This window comes from Stenotrophomonas sp. 05L413 (assembly GCF_056397945.1).
This window is the reverse complement of the sequence record NZ_JBFTOL010000004.1, coordinates 444,741-469,761: the sequence shown is the minus strand read 5'-3', so window position 1 is coordinate 469,761 and position 25,021 is coordinate 444,741. Positions and strand designations below refer to the sequence as shown.

The 25,021-nt window shown below is 67.0% G+C and carries 25 protein-coding genes and 1 tRNA gene; 13 read left to right on the top strand and 13 right to left on the bottom strand.

What is annotated here, in order from left to right; all coding sequences use genetic code 11:
• Positions 1-24: 24 nt before the first annotated feature.
• A complete protein-coding gene (locus AC1DIQ_RS11285; RefSeq protein ID WP_478050051.1) occupies positions 25-1,074 on the bottom strand; it encodes a DUF5694 domain-containing protein in 1,050 nt (349 codons plus the stop codon).
• A 193-nt stretch (positions 1,075-1,267) separates the two neighbouring features.
• Between AC1DIQ_RS11285 and AC1DIQ_RS11280 the strand changes: the two genes are divergently transcribed.
• A complete protein-coding gene (locus AC1DIQ_RS11280) occupies positions 1,268-1,390 on the top strand; it encodes a Sec-independent protein translocase family protein (RefSeq protein ID WP_259462124.1) in 123 nt (40 codons plus the stop codon).
• 107 nt (positions 1,391-1,497) lie between these two features.
• Positions 1,498-2,022, top strand: a complete 525-nt coding sequence (locus tag AC1DIQ_RS11275; protein WP_478050050.1) for a hypothetical protein — start codon at positions 1,498-1,500, stop codon at positions 2,020-2,022.
• 28 nt (positions 2,023-2,050) lie between these two features.
• Here AC1DIQ_RS11275 and AC1DIQ_RS11270 read toward each other — a convergent pair whose 3' ends face one another.
• Positions 2,051-2,401: a hypothetical protein gene (locus AC1DIQ_RS11270; protein ID WP_478050049.1), complete on the bottom strand. Its 351-nt coding sequence runs from the start codon at positions 2,399-2,401 to the stop codon at positions 2,051-2,053.
• 11 nt (positions 2,402-2,412) lie between these two features.
• The gene (locus tag AC1DIQ_RS11265) at positions 2,413-2,595 is read right to left on the bottom strand and encodes a hypothetical protein (RefSeq protein ID WP_070471869.1); all 183 of its coding nucleotides are present in this window, start codon (positions 2,593-2,595) and stop codon (positions 2,413-2,415) included.
• Between the two features lie 596 nt (positions 2,596-3,191).
• On the opposite strand from AC1DIQ_RS11265, the gene AC1DIQ_RS11260 reads away from it, so the two are divergent.
• Positions 3,192-3,593 (top strand): hypothetical protein, encoded by a 402-nt coding sequence (locus AC1DIQ_RS11260; RefSeq protein WP_121040149.1) that lies wholly within the window; start codon positions 3,192-3,194, stop codon positions 3,591-3,593.
• Positions 3,594-3,656: 63 nt separating this feature from the next.
• On the opposite strand, the gene AC1DIQ_RS11255 is transcribed toward AC1DIQ_RS11260, so the two are convergent.
• From AC1DIQ_RS11255 to dtd, 4 genes are all read right to left on the bottom strand, one after another.
• Positions 3,657-3,732 (bottom strand) — tRNA-Ile (locus tag AC1DIQ_RS11255).
• 57 nt (positions 3,733-3,789) lie between these two features.
• Positions 3,790-5,190: a type II toxin-antitoxin system HipA family toxin YjjJ gene (yjjJ, locus tag AC1DIQ_RS11250; protein ID WP_478050048.1), complete on the bottom strand. Its 1,401-nt coding sequence runs from the start codon at positions 5,188-5,190 to the stop codon at positions 3,790-3,792.
• Positions 5,191-5,504: 314 nt separating this feature from the next.
• A complete protein-coding gene (gene rpoD / locus AC1DIQ_RS11245) occupies positions 5,505-7,352 on the bottom strand; it encodes an RNA polymerase sigma factor RpoD (RefSeq protein ID WP_121040252.1) in 1,848 nt (615 codons plus the stop codon).
• 89 nt (positions 7,353-7,441) lie between these two features.
• A complete protein-coding gene (gene dtd, locus AC1DIQ_RS11240) occupies positions 7,442-7,882 on the bottom strand; it encodes a D-aminoacyl-tRNA deacylase (protein ID WP_121040254.1) in 441 nt (146 codons plus the stop codon).
• Between the two features lie 86 nt (positions 7,883-7,968).
• On the opposite strand from dtd, the gene AC1DIQ_RS11235 reads away from it, so the two are divergent.
• From AC1DIQ_RS11235 to AC1DIQ_RS11220, 4 genes are all read left to right on the top strand, one after another.
• Entirely contained in the window at positions 7,969-8,886 is a 918-nt protein-coding gene (locus AC1DIQ_RS11235) for a lauroyl acyltransferase (RefSeq protein ID WP_478050047.1), read from the top strand.
• A 68-nt stretch (positions 8,887-8,954) separates the two neighbouring features.
• A complete protein-coding gene (gene ribA, locus AC1DIQ_RS11230; protein WP_478050046.1) occupies positions 8,955-10,088 on the top strand; it encodes a GTP cyclohydrolase II RibA in 1,134 nt (377 codons plus the stop codon).
• Between the two features lie 50 nt (positions 10,089-10,138).
• Complete coding sequence (locus AC1DIQ_RS11225) at positions 10,139-10,699, top strand: PH domain-containing protein (protein ID WP_478050045.1); 561 nt, start codon at positions 10,139-10,141, stop codon at positions 10,697-10,699.
• Entirely contained in the window at positions 10,696-12,213 is a 1,518-nt protein-coding gene (locus AC1DIQ_RS11220) for a PH domain-containing protein (protein ID WP_478050044.1), read from the top strand. The genes AC1DIQ_RS11225 and AC1DIQ_RS11220 overlap by 4 nt, the downstream gene beginning before the upstream one ends.
• A 49-nt stretch (positions 12,214-12,262) precedes the next feature.
• On the opposite strand, the gene AC1DIQ_RS11215 is transcribed toward AC1DIQ_RS11220, so the two are convergent.
• The gene (locus AC1DIQ_RS11215) at positions 12,263-13,321 is read right to left on the bottom strand and encodes a CDP-glycerol glycerophosphotransferase family protein (protein ID WP_478050043.1); all 1,059 of its coding nucleotides are present in this window, start codon (positions 13,319-13,321) and stop codon (positions 12,263-12,265) included.
• Between AC1DIQ_RS11215 and AC1DIQ_RS11210 the strand changes: the two genes are divergently transcribed.
• Positions 13,320-14,138: a glycosyltransferase family 2 protein gene (locus AC1DIQ_RS11210; protein ID WP_478050042.1), complete on the top strand. Its 819-nt coding sequence runs from the start codon at positions 13,320-13,322 to the stop codon at positions 14,136-14,138. The genes AC1DIQ_RS11215 and AC1DIQ_RS11210 overlap by 2 nt on opposite strands.
• On the opposite strand, the gene AC1DIQ_RS11205 is transcribed toward AC1DIQ_RS11210, so the two are convergent.
• The 5 genes from AC1DIQ_RS11205 to def form a co-directional block, all read right to left on the bottom strand.
• Entirely contained in the window at positions 14,123-15,424 is a 1,302-nt protein-coding gene (locus AC1DIQ_RS11205; protein WP_478050041.1) for an O-antigen ligase family protein, read from the bottom strand. The two genes, AC1DIQ_RS11210 and AC1DIQ_RS11205, sit on opposite strands and share 16 nt — an antisense overlap.
• A gap of 111 nt (positions 15,425-15,535) precedes the next feature.
• Positions 15,536-17,257, bottom strand: coding sequence for an ArnT family glycosyltransferase (locus AC1DIQ_RS11200; protein WP_121040270.1), 1,722 nt, complete (start codon positions 17,255-17,257; stop codon positions 15,536-15,538).
• 26 nt (positions 17,258-17,283) lie between these two features.
• Positions 17,284-18,627, bottom strand: coding sequence for a 16S rRNA (cytosine(967)-C(5))-methyltransferase RsmB (gene rsmB, locus AC1DIQ_RS11195; protein ID WP_461769555.1), 1,344 nt, complete (start codon positions 18,625-18,627; stop codon positions 17,284-17,286).
• Between the two features lies 1 nt (position 18,628).
• Positions 18,629-19,552 carry a methionyl-tRNA formyltransferase gene (fmt, locus tag AC1DIQ_RS11190; protein WP_478050040.1) on the bottom strand — a complete coding sequence of 308 codons (924 nt, stop codon included), beginning with the start codon at positions 19,550-19,552 and terminating at the stop codon, positions 18,629-18,631.
• A 99-nt stretch (positions 19,553-19,651) separates the two neighbouring features.
• Positions 19,652-20,164, bottom strand: a complete 513-nt coding sequence (def, locus tag AC1DIQ_RS11185; RefSeq protein WP_121040274.1) for a peptide deformylase — start codon at positions 20,162-20,164, stop codon at positions 19,652-19,654.
• Between the two features lie 126 nt (positions 20,165-20,290).
• Between def and AC1DIQ_RS11180 the strand changes: the two genes are divergently transcribed.
• The 5 genes from AC1DIQ_RS11180 to AC1DIQ_RS11160 all read left to right on the top strand — a co-directional run bounded on the left by AC1DIQ_RS11180 (position 20,291) and on the right by AC1DIQ_RS11160 (position 24,902).
• Positions 20,291-21,421 carry a LysM peptidoglycan-binding domain-containing protein gene (locus AC1DIQ_RS11180; protein WP_152151038.1) on the top strand — a complete coding sequence of 377 codons (1,131 nt, stop codon included), beginning with the start codon at positions 20,291-20,293 and terminating at the stop codon, positions 21,419-21,421.
• Positions 21,422-21,495: 74 nt separating this feature from the next.
• The gene (gene dprA, locus AC1DIQ_RS11175; protein WP_478050039.1) at positions 21,496-22,635 is read left to right on the top strand and encodes a DNA-processing protein DprA; all 1,140 of its coding nucleotides are present in this window, start codon (positions 21,496-21,498) and stop codon (positions 22,633-22,635) included.
• A 42-nt stretch (positions 22,636-22,677) separates the two neighbouring features.
• Complete coding sequence (locus AC1DIQ_RS11170) at positions 22,678-23,151, top strand: DUF494 family protein (protein ID WP_088433666.1); 474 nt, start codon at positions 22,678-22,680, stop codon at positions 23,149-23,151.
• A 38-nt stretch (positions 23,152-23,189) separates the two neighbouring features.
• Positions 23,190-23,948, top strand: coding sequence for a pilin (locus AC1DIQ_RS11165; RefSeq protein WP_121040280.1), 759 nt, complete (start codon positions 23,190-23,192; stop codon positions 23,946-23,948).
• Positions 23,949-23,993: 45 nt separating this feature from the next.
• Complete coding sequence (locus AC1DIQ_RS11160; protein WP_478050038.1) at positions 23,994-24,902, top strand: RDD family protein; 909 nt, start codon at positions 23,994-23,996, stop codon at positions 24,900-24,902.
• Positions 24,903-25,021 lie beyond the last annotated feature (119 nt).

Below are 25,021 nucleotides of genomic sequence, written 5' to 3'. Positions count from 1 at the left end.
GAGGGGGCCGCGGGCGGTGCCCTCCTACTCCTTGAGAACGTCCTGTGCATCCACGATATCCACCCCCGAGACCTGCCCCAGCCAGCCATCGAACCACGGCTTGTGAGACGCGCCGACGATGGAGAGGACCCGGGAACCGGGGTGGTCACGCACGACCTCGAGAATGTTGGCGACCATGCGCAGATTGCGGATCTCCCAGCCCTGCACCCAGATCTGGGGGTAGTGCTGCGGTGACACGGCGGCCAGCGTCGAGCGCACGTTGGACTCGGCGAGCACCTGCAGCGCCGCGGGCTCATTGACGCTGCGATACAGCGAGAGCAGATCGTTGGACGCGATGAAGGCCGCTTCGCGTTCCGTCATGGCATCGAACGTGGGGCCATACCCACTCCACGCCTGCTGGAGCGCCGCGCTGAACGCCTTGCGGTCCGCGATCTGATGATTGTCACCGGTATGGTCGTCGACCGCGTACACGCGCTGCAGGCCGAGCCGCGCGGCCAGGACCGCGGCGATCTGGTAGCTCTCGTTCTTGCGCGCTTGAATCTGCTTGAGCAGCTCGACCAGGGTGCCATCCAGGCCATCGCCCACGCGTCGCTCGGCCACGGGCAGCTGCAGCCACTGCACGTACGCAGACGCCCGTTCGCCAGCGGCAAGGAACAGGGCGGCCAGTTGGCGACGCTGCGCAGGCGTGGGCGACGCCGGCCAGGTTGCGAACGTCTTGTTGACCTGCACGATCGCGGCAGGCACATCCAGCCCCGTAGCGGTCTTCGCGGTCTCCGTGCTGGCGCAGTAGTCATCGCCGTAGACCGCCGCATGGCGCTTGGCCAGGTCACACTGCTCGCCGCTGATGGCTTCGATGGTGATGTAGCCGGGCTTGAAGGCTGCGAGCCTGTCCAGCAGCGGATACAGTGCTTTGGGATCGAAGGCCTCGTGCTCGCTGAGGTGGACGCTGCCCAGCACGAGGACGTCGGTGCGTGGGCCGACCATGTCCTTGTCCAGGTTCGCCAGGTCGATCTGCGCCTGGGCGCAGAACGGGGTCAGGGCCATCACGCAGGCCGACAACACGCGTTGCTTCATGCATCACCCCCGGGGAAGTCCGTGACAGCCTTTCTAGCAGGCAGACGCGGCGCCGGCCACGTGCCGGATGGCATAGGGGTCCAAAGGCGCTGTGCGAGCGTTCTTTCCGGCTTATGGGCTCCAGCACCCAGTTCCCGATGCCGCCTACGGACAAAGATAGTAGGATTGAAGCAACCAGCGGAAGGTCTTACATATGGGCAGTTTCAGTATCTACCACTGGATCATCATCGGCGGCTTGATGCTCATCCCGGTCGCCATCGCAGCGGTGATCGCCATCGTCGTCCTCAGCCTGCGAAAGAAGTCACCCAACCGCTGACGAGCGCCCCCTGCCGGGTCAGAATGGCCGGCTCCCCGGGTGTTGCGGGGTGACTCAAGGGATCCGGCATGGCGACAAGAAACAACACGGTCGAGTGGATCACGGGGGTGATGCTGCTCATCTTCTTTGCCATGCTGTTCGGTATCCCCAACAGCTCACCGTGGTTCGGGCTGGTGTTCGTGTACCTGATGGCCGCCGCGCTGTTCATCGTGGGCAGCATGCTGTGGAGTGCGTTGCGCAGCCGCCGCGCAGCACTGGCATTAGGTCGCATGCCACCCACGCGCGCCCTGCACACCCGCGAGGCGAAAGCGCTGGAGTGGTTCGGCCAACCCGAGCGCATCGTTTGGCGCATGCCGCGCGGGAACGTGATCGATCTGATCAAGGCGACACGGGCCGCAGGCAGCCGGCCGGTAGTGCGCACACTTCGCGGGCCGTATCGCGTGATGGTGCGCGCCCGGCATCACGAGCGGCATGACTTCATCGGCGAGGTGGAGGTACTCATGCTGCCGGGGGCGGATCGCTACCTGCGCGAGAACAACGAGGCCGACGTGTTGCTGTGCGGAACGTTCGCGGTGGTGCTCGCGTTGAATGGCGCGTGGCGTATCGACCAGGCGCCATCGCTGTTGCGATGACGCGCGTGCGCATCGCGTTGTCGTTCAATCAGTAGCGCGGCTTGATTGGCTCACTGGAATCCAGGTACCCCGCGGCGAGAGCCTTCTCGCAGGCGATATAGCCTGCGTTGACGACACGCCCCTGCGCGTTGAAGACCACATAGTAGGGCGAGGTGTTGCCGCGGTTGCGCAGGAGATAGTTGTAGCAGACGCCGTTGATGCCGGGCACCACCATTGCATCCAGCGGCCGTCCCGCGGCGCTCAGGACTGACTCGCGGGTCGCCCCCTGCTGCAGGGAACTGATCACGACCGGATTGCCGCGGTCATATTGAAGAACGCTGGGCATGCATGCGGACAGACCCGCGCAGACACCACACGCCAGCAGGATCGTCTTGGTCATGGGGGCGGCGCTCACTGCCGGCGCGCACGCGCTGCCGCCGCGTTGGCGTCGCGGATGCGCTGGTTGCGCGCCTGCTTGTCATAGTCATCCTTTGCCTGCATCACGCCACCGGCCGCCTGGATCCAGCTGCTGGTTGTGCAACCAGACACAAGCAATGTCGCGGCAAGGGCTGCCGGGATAGTGAGAAACTTCATGAATCAACCTCTCTGAAAGCCAATCGACACGTGGCCGATGGAAAACTGCGCCGCACGACCGGCAAGCGCACATGAAGCGATGCGAAAAACTAAATCGCGAAATCAGTGAAGCCATTACTGGCGCCGCAAACCGGGGCGGAACGATAGTTGACACACACTTAACAAAAACGAAATGTGCCGTGCTTCTATTTTTGTATATTCCTATTCCATGCGATTTCATGTCCAGTGCAGGACGTCGCGACAGAAGTTTCCGGTGAAACCTTCAATGACGCACTGCCCACGGGCTCATGGGTGTTGGCATCTGATCCTGGCCGCAGCATGCTGAGAGCAGCAGATGCCTTATAAATCTACGCTCAGCCGACGCTGGGTTTTCAGGGGACCGGATACACGATGAAACGCAAGGTAGTTGTAGTGGCGTCTGTCATGATTGTCGCGTTGTCAGGAACGATGCCAGTGCCACGACGACATACGAACTGGTTGAAACAAATCTGCGTTGTCAGATTGATCGCGAGGCCTCCGCCACCACGGGTCACGTCAGGAGTACGACCGACGAGCTCTGCAAGGATCTTTGGCTTGAGCCGCTGAGTCGTGAAGAGGTGTTCACCGCGATCACCCATGCCGCCGAGCATGGAAACATCCGCGCCCAGCTCGATTACGCGCTATACGCTTCGAGGATTTTTGAAGACGAACATAACTCGCTGGATCCGGATCTGATCCGTGACTACAAGCAGAACACCGTTAGATTCCTCGAGTCCGCGGGAGCGGCCGGCGAATCGAACGCATATGTGCGTTTGAGCGACATCTACAAGAACGGCACATTGGCCTCGAAAGACCCGGTCATGGCCTATGCATACGCGGAAGCATACTTCCGCACAGGTTCAAGTCGCTATGGCGCCTCGTTCTTGAACAATGCCGCAGCTGGTCTGGACGGCGCCCAATTGCGCCGCGGCAAGGAACTCGCAAATCACCTTCTCAACAAAAGAAGTGCGTCGCCGTGACTATGGAAGACGCTGTCGCACCTGCGAATCGGCAGTGCGGTTGATGCCAAGTGCCTGATTCGATGGTGGGCCCACCAGGATTCGAACCTGGAACCAAAGGATTATGAGTCCTCTGCTCTAACCGTTGAGCTATAGGCCCTTGCGGCCGCACAGTGTAGTGGAGGCCCGCAGGCGCTTTCCACTGCAGGGTGTCACATCAGCCGAAACGCCGCCCCATCGCCTGCACCCGACGCGCATTCTCCGCCGCCAGCTCACGCAGCCCGCCCGAGCGCAGCAGCGCCGAACCCGCCACGCGCTGCCAGTAGTCCACCGCCAGCGGCGCTGCCCAGTGCAGGTGCGCGAGCTGGCCGCTGCGCTCCGGCGCGATGGAGGCGAGCGGCGTAGCCGCACGCAGCACCCCTGTGCGCGAGGGTGCCAGTGACATCGGCAACATGTCATACGCGGGCGCCAACGGCAGCGGGCCGCGGTCGACCAGGTGGAAACCCAGATTGCCCTGATGCATGTCGCTGTTGCCGATCAGCCGGCCGAACGCGTGCAGCCTTCCCATCGCGGCCTGCGTGTCGCGATCGACCCAGCCCTGCGTCAGCAGCGCGTCGGCGGCGATCCCCCAGTCCACGGTCACGTCACCGACGAAGGCCGAGGACAGCGCCAGCAGCGAGACGAAGCCGCGACGGCCGAGCACGTCGGCGGTGCGGTCGAAGCGCTGCACCTCCAGGAACGTATGCGTGTCGGTCTGGAGGATCTCGGAGGCCGCTGCGGGCACGCCCCCGTCGCGCAGGCACTGCAGGGCCAGGTGCTCGCAGACCAGCAGGTCCGCCCAGCGTTCGGCGGCCTCGCCTGCGGTGGGCTGCGCGAACTTCACCAGCGCCGCATAGCGCCCTCCCTCATGCTCCACCGTGGCAGTGAACTTCGGTTGCTCGCCACCCGGCGACGATCCGACGTCTTCGCCTTCCAGTGCCGCTGCGGCGCGCTCGGGATAACGACGTGCGCGCTGCCCCGCCAGGACGTGATCGCCAGGCGCATCAAGCGCGCGCAACGCCATCTGCACGGCATCGCCGCCCAGCAGAAGGTCACCGATCTCGGTGCCGCCTGCACGTACCAGCGCCTGGAGGGTGTCACCCAATTGCCATCGATTGAGGTCGTCGGGGACGCCCAGGTCACGCCCGCGACGATGCGCGAACGTACGCCCGAGAAAACCCTGTGGCCGCAGGTCGTCCAGGTACCACGGCAGCCCCGGGAAGTGGCCATCGACGGTCTCGTCTGGCGAACGGGTCAGATTGGGGCGTGCGGCGGTGGTCGCCACGTGGAAGGTCTCGCCCGTGAGTGCCACGACCGTGCCCAGTTCTTCAAGGGTGGCGTCCGGCCCCAGCCGGAACAGCGGCCACTCGCTGCCCGCGGCGGTCTGCTGGCGGACGGCATAGGCCGTGGCGCGGGTGCGGCCAAGTCGCACCAGGCGGTCCCCGGCCTCGGCGACAAGACGACTCAACGTTGTCCGGGTAACCCCCAGGCGATCGACGAGATCGGCAGCTGAGACGACCTCGCCAGCAGGCAGGTTGTCGAACAGCGTCTGGAGCTGGACGGTACGGGGACGGGCCATGGCCTGAGTTTCGGGACGAGTTAAGTTACGAATCTATAAGCCAATCTTCGGCGAACCGCAACCCCATTGAACTTATAAGCCATTGATTGAAATAACATCACCCCGGAGAACACCGAGAAAAAATCCGCAATTAAGTTACGAAACACGCAACGAAATCACCAAATCAGCCTAGCGATCCCAACCCCGTCGAACAGCCGCTCCATTCGCTGTGCCGCCGCCCAGTTCGAGTACACCACGCGGCGCCACCTGCCCCAAAAAAACAAACCCCGCTTGCGCGGGGTCTGTCGGGTTTCAACGCGATGCGCCGGTATCGATCAATCGATATCCAGGAAGCTGCGCAGCTGCTCGGACCGGCTCGGATGACGCAGCTTGCGCAGCGCCTTCGCTTCGATCTGGCGGATACGCTCGCGGGTGACGTCGAACTGCTTGCCCACTTCCTCGAGGGTGTGGTCAGTGTTCATGTCGATGCCGAAGCGCATGCGCAGCACCTTGGCTTCCCTCGGGGTGAGGCCGGCCAGCACGTCGCGCACGGTTTCAGACAAGTTGATGTTGGTGGTGTTCTCGATCGGGGACTCCACGTTGGTGTCCTCGATGAAGTCGCCCAGATGGGAATCCTCGTCGTCGCCGATCGGGGTTTCCATCGAGATCGGCTCCTTGGCGATCTTCATCACCTTGCGGATCTTGTCTTCCGGCATGTCCATTTCCTTGGCCAGCTCCTCCGGCGTAGCCTCGCGGCCATACTGCTGGAGCATCTGACGGGAAATGCGGTTCAACTTGTTGATCGTTTCGATCATGTGCACCGGAATACGGATGGTGCGCGCCTGATCGGCGATCGAACGGGTGATGGCCTGGCGGATCCACCAGGTCGCATACGTGGAGAACTTGTAACCACGGCGGTATTCGAACTTGTCCACGGCCTTCATCAGGCCGATGTTGCCTTCCTGGATGAGGTCGAGGAACTGCAGGCCGCGGTTGGTGTACTTCTTGGCGATCGAGATGACCAGGCGCAGGTTGGCTTCGACCATTTCCTTCTTGGCCTTGCGTGCACGCGCTTCGCCGTAGGCCATGGCGCGGCTGATTTCCTTCAGCTCGTCCAGTTCCAGCCAGGTGGTCTTCTCGATGTCGATCGTCGCCTGCTGTTCGGCGATGATCTGATCCTTCACGTCACGCAGGGCCGAGGACCACTTCTGCTTGCGCTTCAGTGCGTCTTCCACCCACTCCAGGTTGGTCTGGTTGCCTTCCCACGAGCGGATGAAGTCCTTGCGCGGCATGCGCGCGGTCACGGTCGCCAGGTTCAGCACGCGGCGTTCGTGGGACTTGATCGAGGCCATGACGTCGCGCAGCTGCTTGACCAGCACATCGGTCAGCGGCAACGGCAGCTTCAAGGTCACGAACACGGCGGCCATGTCGTCGCGCAGCTTGGCCAGCGGCTTGCGGTCGCCCTTGGCAGCGGCCTTCTTGAACGCGGTGTACGCATCGCTCAGGGCCTGCATGCGGCGTGCGACTTCTTCCGGATCCGGACCGGTCGGGCCGGCCTCTTCCTCGACGTCGTCGCCGTCATCCTCTTCATCGGCGTCGTCGTCGGCGTCGTCACTGGTGTCTTCGGCCACGGCCGGGGCCGGGACTTCTTCGACCAGGTCGTTGAAGCCGACGATCACTTCGGCCAGGCGCTTCTTGCCTTCCTTGTGCGCGTCGTAGTCGGCCAGCAGCGATTCCACCGATACCGGGAAGGTGCCGAGTGCGGCCTGGACCTGGCCCAGACCTTCTTCGATGCGCTTGGCGATGGCGATTTCGCCTTCGCGGGTCAGCAGCTCGACGGTACCCATTTCGCGCATGTACATGCGCACCGGGTCGGTGGTGCGGCCACCTTCGGTGTCGAGCGCGCTCAGCGCGGCAGCGGCTTCTTCGGCCGCGGTGTCATCGACTTCGCGGTTGCCGGTGTTGCCATCGTTGAGCAACAGGGTTTCTGCATCGGGCGCAACTTCATGGACATCAATGCCCATGCCGTTGATCATGCCGATGATATCTTCGATCTGCTCCGGGTCGACGATGTCGTCGGGCAGATGGTCATTGACTTCGGCGTAGGTCAGGTAGCCCTGTTCCAGGCCCTTGCTGATCAGAAGCTTGATGTCGTTTTGCTGGGCAGGACGTTCGTTGGCCATGTAGTGCTCGCGCCACCGGCTGGGAGAGGGAATAGAACCTAGCATTATACCAGCCCGGCGCCCCGCGTTCCCGGGCGGTGGTCCCGGGGCTAGGGTCTGAGCAGGAAGGTCACGGGACCATCGTTGACCAGGCTGACAACCATATGGGCACCAAACTGGCCGGTTTCCACCCCCGGGGCGTGTTTTTGCCTGCAGATCTCGACCAGTCGGTTGAATCCGCGTTCAGCCTCCGCCGGCGGCGCGGCGGTACTGAAGCCCGGCCGCATCCCGCTGGATGTGTCGGCCGCCAGGGTGAATTGGCTGACCAGCAGCACTCCGCCGCCGGTATCACGCAGCGACCGGTTCATTTTTCCGGTCTCATCGGCAAAGACACGATAACCAAGCAGGCGATCGGCCATCCGGGCGATCTGGGCCTCGGTATCACCTGGCTCCATGCCCACCAGGGCCAGCAGGCCGGGGCCGATCTGACCGACAACGGCCTCATCGACACGGACGCTGGCTTCGCTGACGCGCTGGATCAGAACAAGCATGGACAAGGTTCCGCTAGCTGAAGGCGGACTACCTTAACGTGCCCGCGCGCCGACAGGCTGGTCGCCAGCGGCTAGACTTTGCGGTGATGAAACCGCACACCACTGCCCGCCTGGCCTACCGCGCCGCTGCCCTGTTCACCCGCCTGCCCTGGTCCTGGCTGCGTGCCTTCGCCTCCGTTCTGGCCTGGCTGTGGATCCGTCTCAATGCCCGTGAGAGCCGCGTCACCCGCCGCAACCTCGAACTGGCCTACCCCGAAATGGACGAGGCCGAGCGCACCGTGCTCCACCGCGAGGTGCTGCGCTCGACCGCGCTGCAGGCCATCGAGACCCTGCGCCTGTGGACCCAGCCACGCGATCGCAATCTTGCGCGGTTGACCGAGCGCCACGGCGAGGCGCTGTACGACGCAGCCCTGGCCGCCGGCAAGGGCGTGATCGTGGCGGCCCCGCATTACGGCAACTGGGAGCTGCTCAACCAGTGGCTGGCCTCGCGCGGGCCGATCGCGATCGTCTACAAGGCCCCGGATGAAGCAGTGGGCGATGCCTTCCTGCAGCTGGTCCGCGGCGGCGACAACGTCCAGCAGGTCCGCGCCGAAGGCCCGGCCGTGCGCCAGTTGTTCAAGGTGCTCAAGGACGGCGGTGCCACCGGCATCCTGCCCGACCAGCAGCCCAAGGCCGGCGACGGGGTGTTCGCGCCATTCTTCGGGGTGGAGGCGCTGACCATGACCCTGGTCAACCGGCTGGCCGAGCGGACCGGCGCGACCGTGCTGTACGGCTGGTGCGAGCGGATCGGCCCGGGCATGGCGTTCGCCCTGCACATCGAGGCCACCCCGCCGGCCGTGGCCGATCCGGACCCGCGCACCGCGGCCACCGCCCTCAATGCCGGCATCGAACGCATCGCCCGGCGCGATCCGGCGCAGTATCAGTGGACCTACAAGCGCTATACGCTGCGCCCACCGCAGAGCGGCGAGGACGACCCCTATGCCACCGAGGACCATCCGCACTGACTGCGACGCAGCGTCGCGCCCTTGGTGCGATTGAATCGCCGCGATCCGTCCCCACTGTGGAAACCACGATGTCCCCCACGGCCCCTGACATGTCCCCTGCTTCTTCCCTGTTCGGCGATCCGGCCGCGATCCGCTGCGAGCGCGCGGTGGCCGAACTGCGTGCCGGCCGCCCGGTGGTGATCGACGATGGCCAGGGCCAGCGCCTGGCCTTCATCGCGCTGGACAGCAGCACCCGCACCAGCTTCAGCGCCTTTGCCGCGGCCGCGGAAGACCGGCACTACCTGTTCCTCACCGCCACCCGCGCCCGCGTGCTCGGGGTGAGTGCCGACCGTGGCGCGCGCGTGCCGCTGGCCGGCATCGATTTCGATGCCCTGCCCTCGCTCAGCTACCTGCGCGACCCCGGTGCGATGCCCCCGGGCTGGACCGGTGGCGAAGCGCTGGACGACGGCGCGGTGGAAATCGCCCGCCTCGGCCTGCTGTTGCCGGCGATGGTCGGCGTGCTGTTGGCCGCCGATGACCGCCGCTTCGACGACTGCGCGCAGGTCTCGCTGTGCGATCTCAGCCAGGGCGCCGAACAGGCCGCGCATGCGTATGAGCTGGTGGCCCGCTCGCCGGTGCCGCTGCGCGAGGTCGGCATGACCGAATTCGCGGTGTTCCGCGGTGGCGTGGCCCAGCGTGACCAGGTCGCGATCATCGTGGGCACCCCGGATCTGTCCGCCGTGGTGCCGGTTCGCGTGCATTCCTCCTGCCTGACCGGCGATCTGTTCGGTTCACTCAAGTGCGACTGCGGCGACCAGCTGCGGCGCGGCCTGCGCAAGCTCAAAGAGCTCGGCGGCGGCGTGCTGCTGTACCTGGACCAGGAAGGCCGCGGCACCGGCATCGCCGCGAAGATGCGCGCCTACGGCTACCAGCACGATGGCCTGGACACGATCGACGCCGATGCCCAGCTCGGCTTCGGTGCCGATGAGCGCCGCTACGGCAGTGCCGTGGCGATGCTGCAGGGCCTGGGCGTGAGCCGCGTGCAGCTGCTCAGCAACAATCCCACCAAGGCCCAGCGCCTGCGCAATGCCGGCATCGACGTGGTGGACTGCATACCGGTCACCGGCGACATCACCGCCGAGAACGAACAGTACCTGCGCACCAAGGCCGAACGCGCCGGCCATCTGCTCGATGTCGACGCACTGATCCAGGCCGCGCAATAGCCCACGGCAACCTGCTACCGTCTGCGCCACGGGCGGTTGCACCTGTACGCATGCGCCCGGCCCGTTCCCCAGCCGAGCGCCCTGCCTTGTCCGATCTTCTCGACACTCCCGTGCCGCCGCCGTTGCCGCCGTTGCCGCCTGCCCCCGACTGGCAGGCGATGCCGCTGCGTTCGGCCTCGCTGGCCGCGTTCGGTGGTGCGGTCGCTGGCGCACTGATGATCGGCGGCGTGCTCGGCACGCTCTGGGTGGTCTTTGATCTGCCGGGCCGCTGGTGGGGCGCGGCCGGCATGGTCGCGCTCGGCGCGCTGATCGGTGCGGCTCTCGCGTTCCGCCGCCAGCGCCGCACCTATTGGCGGCTGGATGCCCAAGGCCTGGGCTTGCGCCGCGACCTGCTCTGGCAGAACGAAACTCGTGTCCCCACCTCGCGCGTGCAGCATCTGGATCTGCGCCGTGGGCCGATCGAACGCAGCGCCGGGTTGAGCACGCTGGTCGTGCATACCGCCGGCAGCCGCTTCAGTGCGGTCACGCTCAGTGGGCTGGACAGCGCCGATGCCGAGCGCCTGCGCGACACCCTGGCGCACCAGCTGGACCAGGACGACGACGCGCTGTGAGTACCCCGCCGCCGCTTGATGCCGCGCCGGAGCAGCGGCTGCATCCCTGGTCGTGGCTGTTCGTGCTGCTGATGCAGTTGCGCCAGGGCCTGGTACCGCTGATCGCGCTGGTGGTGTTCGGCCAGCGCGGCGACCGCGATGAGCTGTGGCTGTCACTCGGCCCGATGATCGCCGTGGTCGTGCTGGTCGCGTATTCGGTGCTGCAGTACCTCACCTATCGCTACCGGATCGGCACGAGCGCGATCACGGTGCGCAGTGGGGTTTTCGCGCGCAATCGCCGCGAGATTCCCTTCGCCCGCATCCACAACGTGGTGGTCCACCAGAACCCGCTGCACCGCCTGTTCGGCGTAGCCGAACTGAAGCTGGAATCGGCCGGTGGCCATCGCCCCGAAGCGGAAATGCGTGTGCTCAAACTCGACCAGGCGCTCGCACTGGAGCGCCTGGTACGCCAGCGTGGCCAGGCAGTGCCGGCCACGGCCGAGGGCGACGCCGCTGTGGCCGAACCAACCGAGGATGTGCTGCTCGCCCTGAGCCCGGGCGAGGTGGTCCGTATCGGCCTGCTCTCCAACCGCGGCTGGGTGGTGGTGGTGGCAGTGCTGGGCGCGATGGTGCAGTTGTTCCCACGTGGCAGCGTCTCCGATGTCATCGAAGCCGGCGGCCGCCAGGCCTTTGGTTATGCCAGCCACCTGCACCCCGGGATGTGGCTGTGGGCGATTGCCGCGGCGCTCGCCGTGGCGGGCTTCTGGGTCATGCTGCGGGTATTGTCGGTGGTGCTCGCGCTGCTGCGTTACTACGGCTTCCGGCTCAGCGAGCACGAGCGCCGGCTGACCGTGGCCAGTGGGCTTCTGACCCGTATGCGCACCAGCGTGGCGCGGCGCCGGATCCAGGCGTGGACGCTGCGCGAGAGCGCGCTGCAGCGCTGGTTCCAGCGCCGGCAACTGCGTATCGATATTGCTGCCGGCAACCCCGGCGAAGGCGAGCGCCGCGACCTGCGTGAGCTGGCGCCGCTGGCGACGCCGGCCGTCTGCGATGGGCTGGTCCAGCATCTGCTGCCGCACCTGCAGTGGCCGCCGGCGCGCTGGCAGCCGGTGCAGATGCGGGGCTGGTGGCGGCTGTGCCTGGGCGCACTGTGCCTCGTTCCGCTGCTGACGGCGGCGGCGATCTGGTACGGCGGGCCGTGGGGGGCGCTGGTGCTGCTATGGCTGCCGTGGTCGGCGTTCCGCGCGCACCGGCAGATGGCCCGCATCGGCTATCACCTGGATGACGACTACATCGCGGTGCGTGGCGGCTGGTGGCAGCGCTGGTGGCGCTTTGCCGAGCTGGACAAGCTGCAGGCACTGCGCCTGACCCGTTCGCCGCTGGACCGCCGGCTGGGCACGGCCAGCGTGTGGCTGGATACCGCCGGCGCAGGCATGGGCACGCCGCTGGTGCTGCAGTACCTGCCGGAAGCGGAGGCGCGTGCGGTGTACGAGCGGTTGGGCCGTGCGTTGGCGAAGCGTCGCCTGCGCTGGTAGGAGCGCAACCACGCCTGGCGTGGATCTACCTGGTGGCGCAAACGCTGGCTTATCGCTTCGCCGGTCCCCAATAGCCGAGCTCCTTGCGGATCTGCAGGCCCCGCGTCCACGCACCGAACGGTTTGCGCTTGAGCGTGCCGAGTTCACCGGACAGGAAATCCTCGGTGGCAGCGATCACCCGCTCGGAGGAATACCCATCGCGGAACGGATGGATGGCATCGGCGTAGCGCCGGATCTCGGCCATCAACGCCGGGGCGGGATCCAACGCCTGGGCCAGCATCGCCGGCAGCTGGATGGCATCGTCGAAATCGATCATGTGCGGCTGCGGGACCCGGTTGCGGAAGGTCACCACCGGTTTGTGCTGCACGATGAACTCGGAGACGATCGAGGAGGTATCCGAGACCAGCACATCGGCCGCGCGCTGGGCAGCCATCACCTGTTCGGGCTCGATGAAGCGCGCATGCGCACCGGCCAGCGCGCGGTAGCGCTCGAACAGCGCCGGCGCGCACTTGGGGTGCAGGGTCAGCAGCCAGTAGTGCTCGCCGCGGGCGATATCGGCCGCGATCTGCTCGTACAGGTGTGGCGCGGCGCTCAACCGCTCGGTGAAGGTCGAGCCGAACAGGATCACCGGGCGGTCCTGTGCCGGCACGCGCAATCCCGCGCTCAGGCCGCCGTCATCGCGGAACAGCGGATCGAGCTTGGGCCAGCCGGTCTCGGCCACGGCGAAGTGGCCCTCGCGCGCGGCCAGCTCGCGGAACGGAGTGGTCGTGGCCGGGCCCTGGGTGCAATACAGATCGAACAGACCGCGTACCCGGAAGTGGCCGCGGGCACTGTCGCGCTTCTGCACGTTGAAGCCGTGGAAGACCTGCACCTTGGCCCCGGCAATGAACGGCGGCACCCAGTTGGCCGCGCTGAACACCGCGCGCGGACGTAGTGCCAGCGCGTCTTTCAGGCCTGCATTGGGCACGCCGGGCAGCGACGCGCCAGCGGCGCCATCGGCGAACCAGGCCGACACCGATTGACCGGATGCGTGCAACGCCTGCGCCAGAGGGGCGAGAATGGGCAGCGCATAACGCTCCGTCGCAAACAGCAGGTACTCGGCCATCATGTCCTCCTCGACCGCTCCCACTGAACGGCCTCGCATTTCGGCCTGCATTATCGCGTTCAATGAAGCCGACCGCATCGGCGACTGTCTGGCCTCGCTGGCCTTCTGCGACGAGATCGTCGTGGTGGACTCGCAGTCCACCGATGCCACCGTGGCGATCGCGACAGCCGCCGGGGCGCGGGTGCTGCAACGCCCGTTCGATGGCTTCCGCAGCCAGAAGGCGTTCTGCGTCGAGCAGGCCGCGCATGACTGGGTGCTGTGCCTGGACGCCGACGAGCGCATCAGCGACACCCTGCGCGAGGCGATCCTGTCCGCCCAGGCCAACGGTTTCGCCGGCCACCACGGCTACCGGTTCGCACGGCTTTCCGAGTACTTCGGCAAGTTCCTCAAGCATGGCAACGCCTACCCGGACCGGGTCCTGCGCCTGTTCGACCGCCGCCATGGCGGCTGGCGCGGCAAGCGTGAGATCCATGAGGCGGCCAGCGTCGATGGCGCGGTGGGCACCCTGCGCGGCGACCTGATCCATTACCCCTACCGTTCGCTGGAGCAGCAGCTGCTCAAGACCCAGCGCTACGCGCGGATGATGGCCGAGCACGAGTTCGCGCGGGGCAAGCGCGCCACCCTGCCCAAGCTGATCCTGGCCCCGACGTGGCGGTTCTGGCGTGGGCTGCTGCTGCGCGGCGGCTTCCGCGATGGCTGGCACGGCTTGGTCTATGCCTATGTGCGCGCCAACTACGTGCGCCAGAAGACCATCATGTTGTGGATGCTGCAGAACGGGCAGCCGGTGACCGATCCGCCGCGGGATCAGCCAGGCGCCTGAGCTTTGGCCTGTGCCAACGCCATCCGGCGGGTATGGCCCTGGACGATCGACAGCCCGGCCAGCAGGCCGACGATGGTGACGTAGAAGCTGGCCGTGATCTGGTGCGCGAACATCGACTGGGTGATCCCGCACAGCACATAGGTCACTACCACCATGATCCCGGCAGCGGCCGGGCCACGGAAGGCCTGTTCGCCGCTGCGCCGGTGCAGGCCGGTGAATACCCACAGCGGCACACCATAGATGGCCAGCAGCAACAGCAGGCCCGGCACGCCCTGCGTCGCCGCCCACTCGGCCAGGTCATTGTGCGCGTGGCCCAGATGGCAGCGCTGTTCGGCCGGATCATCCCGGCACACCGGCAGGCGCTGCATGGCGCTGTCGAAATGGCCGATGCCCACGCCGGTCAGCGGATGATCGAGGAAGGTCTCATAGGCCACCTGCAATCGCTCCACGCGCGCGCCGGCCGAGGAGTCGCTGTCTCCGCGCTCCATCCGCACCACGTCGTGCTTGAGTTCGGTCAGGCGGACCTGCTCGCGCAGGCTCGGGATGGTCAGGATCAAGGTACCGGCGATCGCCACCAGGGCCAGCAGCACACCCAGCCGCGCAGGCCCGGTACGCCAGCGCAGGCTCATCGCCATCACCACCAGCAGTGCCAGCAGCGCCAGCCAGACGCCACGGCTGCCGCTGAGCACGATGGTCACGCAACCGGCGACCATGCCCACGATCACCCAGGTCCAACGTTTGTGTGGCCGGCAGAACACCAGCAGCACCATCAGCACCAGCACGATGTCGGCCAGTACGATCGCGTTGGTGCTCAGATCAGCGCGTGGCGCGCCGCCGGCCACCTGCAGGATCGCCAGCACCATGGTACCGAGCAGGCCGGCCAGCGCCCCGCCCCACAGCCAGCGGATGTCCGGCCGCAGTGCACAGACCCACAGGGCGATCCAGGGGATCACCACGAACCGTGAGCGGTTGTCGATGTCGCGCAGGCCCTGCTCGAACAGATAAATCGAGAGCAGTGCAAAGGCAATCGCGGCCACCACCAGCCAGGTGAGGGCCTTCACCGGCCGCCCGGCCAGGCCCCGCGCGCGCCACAGGTAATCCGGCGCCAGCAGCGTGCTCAGCAGCAACAGGATGCCGTAGGGCAGCAGGTTCTGGGGCAGGGTCAGCACCAGCGCGGGCATGCAGAACAGGCCCACGGTGGCGATCCAATGGGCCACACCGGCACGCCCCTGCAGCGGCGGCAGGGAAACGGGCGTGGTCGGCTCGGATGCAGCGGAGAACGTCATTGCCAACCTCTATTGCCACACGCAGGCATGCACGCCCGTGATTGCACTGGACGCCACCGGCGCCCACGGAGCTGCCGCACCTGCCCGACCAGGCCGCCAGCATTGCAGAATTCACTCATCGCCGTCGATCCGGTGCAGCGCGCGTTCGCGTTTTTGTTCTTCGGCGCTGGCCACGCAGGCACCGTGGATATCGCCGGGCCTTACCAACCACCAACGGCGGCGGTTGGCGACCCCGGCCAGCTCTGCAGTGGTGCGGTCCACGCACGCCAGCAGCGCGTCTTCCTGCACCAGCAACCAGCGCTGCTGGGGCTGGGCGGCCTGCCAGGCGACCCCGTCGGCGAGCTGCCGGTCCCAGCGCCGGTTGAACCCGAACGTGGCGGCCTCACGGTCAGCCATCAGCAGGTTCTGCTCCTTCCACGCGACCAAGCCGAGTTCCGCCTTCGGGCCGATGCGCTGGCCGACCTGCTGCATCAGGCCACGTGCCGAGCTGGAGTCGTTGAACAGCGGGTAGCCGATCAGCCCGAACGCCACCCAGGCCATGGTCAGCGTCGCCACCACCGCCAGATGGAAGCGGCGTACGCCGGCGATGCACAGGGTCAGCACGGCCCAGCAGCCCAGCGCGACCGCGACCCAGCCCAGGCCGGAGGTGACGGCGGTATCGATGCCGCGGTCGAGGATCAGTTTGCGCTCGAACCCCGGCTGCCCGACCAGCATCGAGATACCGATGCCGAGCAGGCCGGCGGCCAGCAGCGCCACGAAGCCGCCCAGCAGCCACTGGAAGGCGCGCTTGCGCAGCAGCCCCGGCAGCAGCGGTGCCAGCGCCAGGCAGAACATCGGCAGCGCCGGCAGGATGTAGACGTCACGCTTGCCGTTGGGGATCGAGAAGAACAGCACGATCAACAACCACCACACCAGCGGCAGCAGGTAGCGCGCATCACGCCGCTGCAGGCGACGGCGCCAGGCCGGGATCGCCCAGGGAATCGCCAGGAAGGCCGGGATCCACATCGACGGCATCGTGCCCAGGAAATACCACCATGGCTGATGATGATCCCAGGATTGCGCGTAGCGCTTGGCGGTCTGCCGGAACAGGATGTCGTCCAGGTAGGCGCGATATTCGGCCGACCCACTGCCCAGCGCAGTCAGCACCATCGGCACCAGCCACAGGGCGATCGCCAGCGCGAACGCCAGCGGCCCGGCCCAGAACCGCCAGTCGCGGACATGCAGCTTGACCCGCGGCCAGCCCAGCACAGAGGCCACGGCGGCCGGCACGATCATCAGCAGCGCGATCACGCCTACGCCCTTGGTGATCACCCCCAGCCCGGCAGCGAACCAGCCCAGCCACCACCAGCGCCACGCAGGGCCACTGAGCAGATGCCGCAGCAGGCCGTAGTTGGCCAGGGTGATGAAGAACACCACCAGCGGATCGATCTGGGCTTTCTTGGACTGGAACGTGAAGTGCAGCGCGAACAGCAGCGCCCAGGCGGCGTACAGCCCGACCCGCCGTGTCCACAGGCGGCGGCCCAGGTCATAGACGCAGGCCAGGGTGCCCAGCGCGGCCAGCAGCGAGGGCAGCAGGAAGGCCACCCGCCAGTCGCCGATCAGCGAGTACAGCGCGGCCTGCGACCACATCAGCAGCGGCGGCTTGTCCGAATACAGCTCGGTGCCCCGATGCGGGAACAGCCAGTCGCCGCTCTCCACCATCTGCTTGGCGACCAGCGCAAAGCGTGGCTCGTCGGACGGCCACGGATCACGCATGCCCAGGCCGGCCCCCAGAACGAGCAGGGCCATCAGGGCAAGCAGCCAGAACTCTCGGGATGCGCGGTTTTTTAGCATGGGGCGGAATTCTAGCCGGGTTCGGATCAACCCTTCTTTAGCAGACGCGCATAGAAGAAGCCGTCAGCACCTTCCTCACCGGGCAGGCGCTGGCGCCCGGCCCAGGAGTCGTGGCCATACGCCTCGCCCAGCGGCAGGAAGCCCGCATCCCGGGTGCGCTGCAGGAAGGATTCGACCTGGAACTGGTTTTCATCGCGCAGGATCGAGCATGTCGCATACAGCAGAGTTCCGCCCGGGGTGAGCATCGACCAGCACGCATCCAGCAGGCGCGCCTGCAGGGCGATGAGTGCATCGATGTCGGTCGCGCGGCGATGCGCCAACACATCCGGCTGGCGGCGGATGATGCCGGTGGCCGAACAGGGGGCGTCGAGCAGGATGGTGTCGAACAGCTGCCCGTCCCACCAGCTGGCCGGATCGGTCGCATCGCCCGCCAGCACCTGCGCGTTCTGGCCCACGCCGGTGCGTGCGAACGTTTCGCTGATGCGCTTGAGCCGGCGCGCGTCGATGTCCAACGCCAGCAGGTGCAGGGTCGGATCGCGCTCCAGCAGATGGGCGGCCTTGCCGCCCGGTGCGGCGCAGGCATCAAGCACCCGCGAACCCGGGCGCGGCGCCAGCGCATCGGCCACCTGCTGGGCAGACAGATCCTGCACCGACAGCGCGCCATCGGCGAACCCGGGCAGCGCGGAGACCGCGACCGGCACCGGCAGGCGGATCGCATCGGCACCCACGCTCGATGCCTCCGCCTCGATACCGGCGGCCGCCAACTGCTGCAGCATCGCCTCACGACTGCTGTGCTGGCGGTTGACCCGCAGCCACAGCGGCGCGGCCTGCAGGCTCGCGGTGAACACCGCGTCGGCCTCGTCCGGCCAATCCTGTTCGATCTTCTCGGCCATCCACAGCGGGAAGGCATCGCGCGCAGGCAGCGGCGGAATGCCTTCGCGCTGGGCGCGGCGCAGCAGTGCATTGACCATGCCGGCCTGGCGATCACGGCCCATCGCACGCGCGGCGTCGACCGTGGCCGAGAGCGCGGCGTGCGCCGGCAGCTCCAGTGCGTCCAACTGGGCGAAGCCGACCAGCAGCAGCGCGCGCAGTTCGTCTTCGCGCACGCTCAGCGGCCGCGGCATCCATTGCGCCAGTGCAGCGTCATACGCGGCACGGCGACGCAGCACGGCAAAGCACAGCGCCTCCAGCAGCGCGCGGTCGCGGCTGTCGTCCAGGGTCGGCAAGGCGGTGGCCAGTTCGGCCTTGAGCGAACGGCCGCGGCCGATCACCTGGGCCAGCACGCGCGCGGCCAGCACGCGGGTGGGCACGCCGGGGGCGGTATGGGCGGTGTAGGGGCCTGCAGGCTTGCCGGAACGCGCGGTGGTCATCTCAGGCACCCACGCCGAGATCGCGACGGGCATTGAGGTAGTCGGCGGCGGTGATCGCCTTGCCGCCCTCACGCTGCAGCACGCGCAGGCGCAGCGCACCCTGCCCGCAGGCGATGTCGATGCCGTCACGCGAGGCGCCCAGCAGCGTGCCCGGGGCCTTGCCCTGGTTGTCCTCCAGCGCGATCGCGCCATGGATGCGGACGCGTTCGCCGGCCAGCATCGCCTCGGCGATCGGCCACGGATTGAACGCGCGTACGGTGCGCGCCAGCACGTGGGCGTCCTGCGCCCAGTCCAGACGGGCTTCGGCCTTGTCCAGCTTGTGCGCATAGGTCACGCCGGCCTCCGGCTGCGGCTGCGCGATCGGCTTGATGCCGGCCCGCAGCAGGCCCAGGCCATCGGACAGCACCTGCTCACCCAGGACGGCCAAACGATCGTGCAGCTGACCGCCGGTGTCGTTGGGGCCGATCGCGATGTGCTGCTTGAGCAGCACCGGGCCGGTATCCAGCCCGGCGTCCATCTGCATCAGGCACACACCGGTTTCGGTATCGCCGGCCTGGATCGCACGCTGGATCGGCGCGGCACCGCGCCACCGCGGCAGCAGCGAGGCGTGCACGTTCCAGCAGCCATGGGTCGGGATGGTCAGCACCGCCTTGGGCAGGATCAGCCCATAGGCCACCACCACCATCAGGTCCGGCGCCAGGTCGCGCAGCTGCTGCTGGGCTTCGGGGGTCTTGAGGCTCTCCGGCTGGAACACCGGGATGCCACGTGCGATCGCGTCCAGCTTGACCGGCGAGGGGGCCAGGCCACGGCCACGGCCAGCGGGACGATCGGGCTGCGTGTACACCGCGACCACTTCATGGTGACGGGCTGCGGCACGCAGCGAGGACACGGCGAACGCCGGCGTACCGGCAAAGACAATCTTCATGGTGACCCCACTAACAGAACGTAAAACGGCGCCGATGTGCGGCGCCGCGCGACAGGACACGTCGCGCGGTCATCCCGCGCGGCGGTCGCTGCAATCACCTCAGGCAACGTGCTTGCGCTGCTTGGCCAGCTTCTTGCGCACCATCTCGCGCTTGAGCGGCGAGAGGTAATCAATGAACAGCTTGCCGTCCAGGTGGTCCATCTCGTGCTGCACGCAGACAGCGAGCACGCCGTCGGTGGTCAGTTCCTGGGCCACGCCGTGGCGATCCAGGTAACGCACGGTGATCTGGTTGGCGCGGGTGACGTCGGCAAAGATGCCCGGCACCGACAGGCAGCCTTCCTGATAGACCTGGCCGCCTTCGTTGGCGACGATCTCAGGATTGATGAACACCATCGGGGTGTCCTTCTCTTCACTGACGTCGATCACCATGAAGCGCTTGTGCACGTCCACCTGGCTGGCGGCCAGGCCGATGCCCGGGGCGTCGTACATGGTGTGGAACATGTCATCGATCAGGGTCTGGAACGCCGGCGTGGTCACGTCGGCAGCATCGATCAACGCAGCCTTGGTACGCAGGCGCGGATCGGGAAATTCGAGAATGGGCAGGAGGGCCATGGCAAATACCGGTAGGGGGCGCCGGTCGAAGCGGCGTACAGGGCGATTCTATCGCCAACGCTTGCCCCGCGCCCCGGTTTCTGGACTATAGTGCGCGAACCTGTTGGGGAATCAGGCACCACATCTATGTTTGAACGAACTCGTACGGTCGTCGCCGTAGCGATGCTGACCGTCGCTACCTATGCTACCGCCGTGGAAATGAATGGCGGGCACCCGGATACCTATGTCGTGCGCAAAGGGGACACGCTGTGGGACATCTCGGCGCGTTTCCTGCAGAAGCCCTGGCTGTGGCCGGAGATCTGGCAGGCCAACCCGCAGGTCAAGAATCCGCACCTGATCTACCCGGGTGACGTGCTCAGCCTGGCCTATCTGGACCGCGTCGTGGCCCAGCCCGGCCCGCGCCAGGAGGCCCCGATCAACGGCGTCCCGCTGGAGCAGGTGGAGCCCTTCCTGAAGCAGCTGAGCGTGGTGGACGAGGTCAAGTCGCTGCCCTACGTGGTCAATCTGGAAGAAAACCGCCTGCGCGCGACCACCGGCCAGACGGCCTATGTGCGCGGCCTGGAGAATGCCCAGGTCGGCCAGCGCTACGCGGTGGTCCGCCCGACGGTGCAGTACGCCCTGCCCAAGCCGACCGAAGACCTCAATGCCCGCGGCGATACCACGCCCGGCAGCGGCAACCTCTGGAAGACGTTCATCGTGCCGAGCAAGCGGCACCAGACGCTGGGCTACGAACTGGCCCAGATCAACGTCGGTACGGTGAGCCGTGTGCAGAGCGGCAGTGTCGAGGTGACCTCGCTGGTGCTGCAGGGCCAGGTGGACGGCCGTGAAGTCCGCGCCGGTGACCGCCTGGTTCCGGTCGAGGCCCGCCCGTACGACCTGCAGTTCGTGCCGCATGTGCCCGCGCCGCAGGCCGTCGATCTGGACGTGCGCGTGCTGGCCATCGCCGACACCTTCACCTCCGGCGGCCCGCGCGATGTGATCGCGATCTCCGCCGGTAGTGCCAACGGGGTCGACAACGGCACGGTGTTCTCGCTGTGGCGCCAGGGCCGCCATGTGGCCCACCGCATGGATTACCCGAACTCGTCGCGGATGGACGATTCGCTGACCAGCGGCGCCGGCCGGGTCACCCTGCCGGACGAGTACGCCGCCCATGCGATGGTCTTCCGCACGTTCGAGAACGTCAGCTACGCGCTGGTGATGGAAGGCGTGAAGCCGGTCAGGGTCGGTTATTCGGCACTGCATCCCGATAAGCAGTAGACGCGGCGGAGTCCTACCCTGCCATGCGACGGCGCCCTAGGGCGCCGTCGTCATTTCCGGGCCAGGGTATCGGGATGCCCATTCCCTGCCTTGCCTCATCCACCGCCCTGCTCACCCTGGTCCTGGCCGGGGGCGCGCTGCCGCCTCGCCTGCGCCTGCTGCGCCAGTTTTCCAATGCGGCGGCCGCCCTGCGGGCCGGCCCGACCGCCTGGCGGGCTGCCGGCTGTACGCAAGCGCAACGCGCCCGGCTGGCGTTGCCGGACGAACGCTACCTGGCACATGCCCTGGCATGGCTGGCCGAGGAACACCATCACCTGCTCGGCGTGACCGATCCGGACTATCCGGCACTGCTCACCCAGATCGAGGAACCCCCGGTGGCGTTGTTCGTGGACGGAGACCCGGCGCGGCTCTGGCACCCGGCGGTGGCGGTGGTCGGCAGCCGCTCGCCCACGGCCGGCGGCCGCGAGCATGCGCATGCCTTCGCCACCGCGCTGGCCGGCGAGGGCTGGTCGGTCATCAGCGGGCTGGCGGCCGGGGTCGATGCCCACGCCCATGACGGCGCATTGCAGGTCACCGGTGGCATGACCGTAGCCGTGGTCGCCACCGGCCTGGACCAGACCTATCCGCCCCGGCATGCCGCGCTGCATGAACGGATTGCCGGCACCGGCGCGGTGGTCAGCGAGTACGCCCCGGGCATGCCGGCAACCCAGGCGCACTTCCCCGCACGCAACCGGATCATCGCCGGGCTCAGCCTGGGCACCGTGGTGATCGAGGCCGCCGAGCGCTCCGGCGCCCTGATCACCGCGCGCTGTGCGGCCGAGGCGGGCCGCGAGGTGTTCGCCCTGCCCGGCTCGATCCGCAATCCCCGCGCCCGCGGCTGCCATCGGCTGATCCGGCAGGGCGCAGCGCTGGTGGAGGCGCCGGCCGAGGTGACCGCGGGGTTGGCCACGCTCGCCCAGACCCTGGCCGGGGCCTTGCGAACCCGCTTGGACGCCCCCACTGAACAGGCACGACCGGCGCCCGAGCGCGCCCCTTCCTACACCGACCCGGACTACCAGTGCTTGTGGAAAGCCCTGGATCACGACCCAACGGGTATGGATTCATTGATCCAGCGCAGCGGATTGACGGCGGCCCAGCTGTCGGCCATGCTGCTGGTCATGGAACTGGATGGAAAGGTAATGGCCGCCTATGGTCGCTACTGTCGAAAACCCTAGTTTCTTCACCTCCACAGCGTCGTTGACGCAGGCCGAGGGGCAATGAAAGAGAGCATTCTGGATGTCCTGCTGTACCTGTTCGAACACTATTTCAGCGAAGACGCGGACCTCATCCGCGACCGCGACTCCCTCCAGAACGGCCTGATCCAGGCCGGCTTCAGCCCCACCGAGATCAACAAAGCCTTCGACTGGCTGGACGCGCTCGCCGAGCAGCGCCCGGCCGTGGTGCTGGGCCGCGTCAATGGCCCGGTGCGCATTTTCCATGGGCCCGAGCTGGACAAGCTCGACGTGGAAGGCCGTGGCTTTTTGATGTTCCTGGAGCAGCACGGCATCCTCGATGCCAGCCAGCGTGAGCTGGTGCTCGACCGTGCGATGGCGCTGGACCAGGACGAACTGGACCTGGACGACCTCAAGTGGGTCGTGCTGATGGTGCTGTTCAACCAGCCCGGGGCCGAGGCCGCGTACGCCTGGATGGAAACCCAGATGTTCGTGGACGAGCCGGAACCGCTTCACTGACCTTACACTGAGCGCCTTGCGCATTCAGGAGTGGGCCGGTGGACCAGTGGTTCTTTGCAGAAGGAAACAGTCAGCAGCGCGGCCCGCTGCCTGCTGACGAGCTGATCGCGCTCTACCATTCCAGCCGCATCGGACTGGATACGCTGGTCTGGCGCGACGGCATGGCCCAGTGGCAGCCGCTGGAAACCGTGGCGGCCGAGATCGGCCTGGACATCGCTCCCGCTGCCGAAGCGGTGGAAGTGATCGCGCCCGGCCCGACCCTGCCACCCGCACTCCCGGCTGCGCCTGCGGCGTCGGCCGCGCCTGCCGATCCCGCCCCGCCCATCACGCCCACCGCCGCCCCACCGCCCCGCCAGGGTCTGAGTGGCTGCGCGGTCGTGGGTATCGTCGCGGCCGTGGTCGCGGTGCTGGTGCTGATCATCGGCGGCGCACTGGCGGTGCTGGCCGTGCCGGCCTACCGCGATTATGTCGCCCGCGCCAAAGCCACCGAGGCGATTGCCGCACTGGAACCGATCAAGGCGGCCGTGGCCGAATTCGCCAGCGAACATGGCCGCTGCCCGGTCAACGATGACGAGGGCTTCCAGCCGGCCGAAAGCTACGCTGACGGTGCGGTCGGCGCCGTGCGGATCGGTCGTTTCGACAATGGCCACTGCGGCGTGGAAGCCGAACTGACCGTGCCCGGCAGCACCTCGCTGGACGGCAAGCTGCTGTGGCTGGATTACGACGGTGAGCAGCAGCACTGGGAATGCAGTGGCGAACCGGAAGACAAGTACCTGCCGCAGCACTGCCGCGGCTGATAACGGACACACGTCCATGGATGCATCCAACAGGGGATTGAAGCAATGACTGAGTGGTATTTCGCCGATGGCCAGGAACGTCAGGGGCCGCTGAGCGCAGAGGAGATGCGCCAGCGCTTCCAGCGCGGTGACATCACCCTGGCCACGCTGGTGTGGCGCGAAGGGTTCGCGCAGTGGGCGCCACTGTCCGAGGCCGTCGATGAGCTGCAGCTGCAGAATCTCGCCGCGGCCGCCAGCAACCTCGGCAGCGGCATCGACCTGCGCGGGGATTACACCGCCATCGACAATGGCACCGCGCCACTGCCGGGCACCGGTGGCGGCACCTACTCGCCGTACACCGCGCCTGCCGCGGCCACCGGCTATGCCAACACCGCCGTGGTCAGTGGCCAGGACGTGGTCTATGCCGGCTTCTGGAAGCGTTACGCCGCCTACTTCATCGACTACATCCTGCTGACGGTGGTCACCCTGCCGCTGAGCATGATCATCAACGTCATGGGCGTCAGCTCCGGCAGTGAAGGCGTGCAGGTCGCGCTGACGCTGGTGGTGATGCTGCTCAGCATGGTGATCAGCATCGGCTACTACGCCGGGTTCCACGCCTCGCGCGGTGGCGCCACGCTGGGCAAGATGGCCGTCGGGATCAAGGTCGTGCGCGGCAATGGCGAGCGGATCAGCTTCCTGCGCGCCTTCTGCCGCTACCTGGCGACCATCGTCAGCAGCCTGATCCTGATGATCGGCTTCATCATGGCCGCCTTCACCGAGCGCAAGCAGGCATTGCACGACATGATGTGCGACACCCTGGTGGTGGACAAGTGGGCCTTCACCGAGCACCCCGAGCTGCAGCAGCGCGGCCTGGGCACGGTCACCATCGTGATCCTGGTCATCGCCGCACTGGCCGTGGTGGCCCTGTTCGGCGTGATGATCGCGATGATCGGCGTGATCGCCTCGATGTCCTGATCTGAGCAATCCTCACACCGGGCCGCTTGACACAAGCGGCCCCGGCGTGATTCCACTAATAGGCAGAAAGCTGAACGCCCGGCCCACCCCCGGGCGTTCGGTTTATGTATATCGCCCGC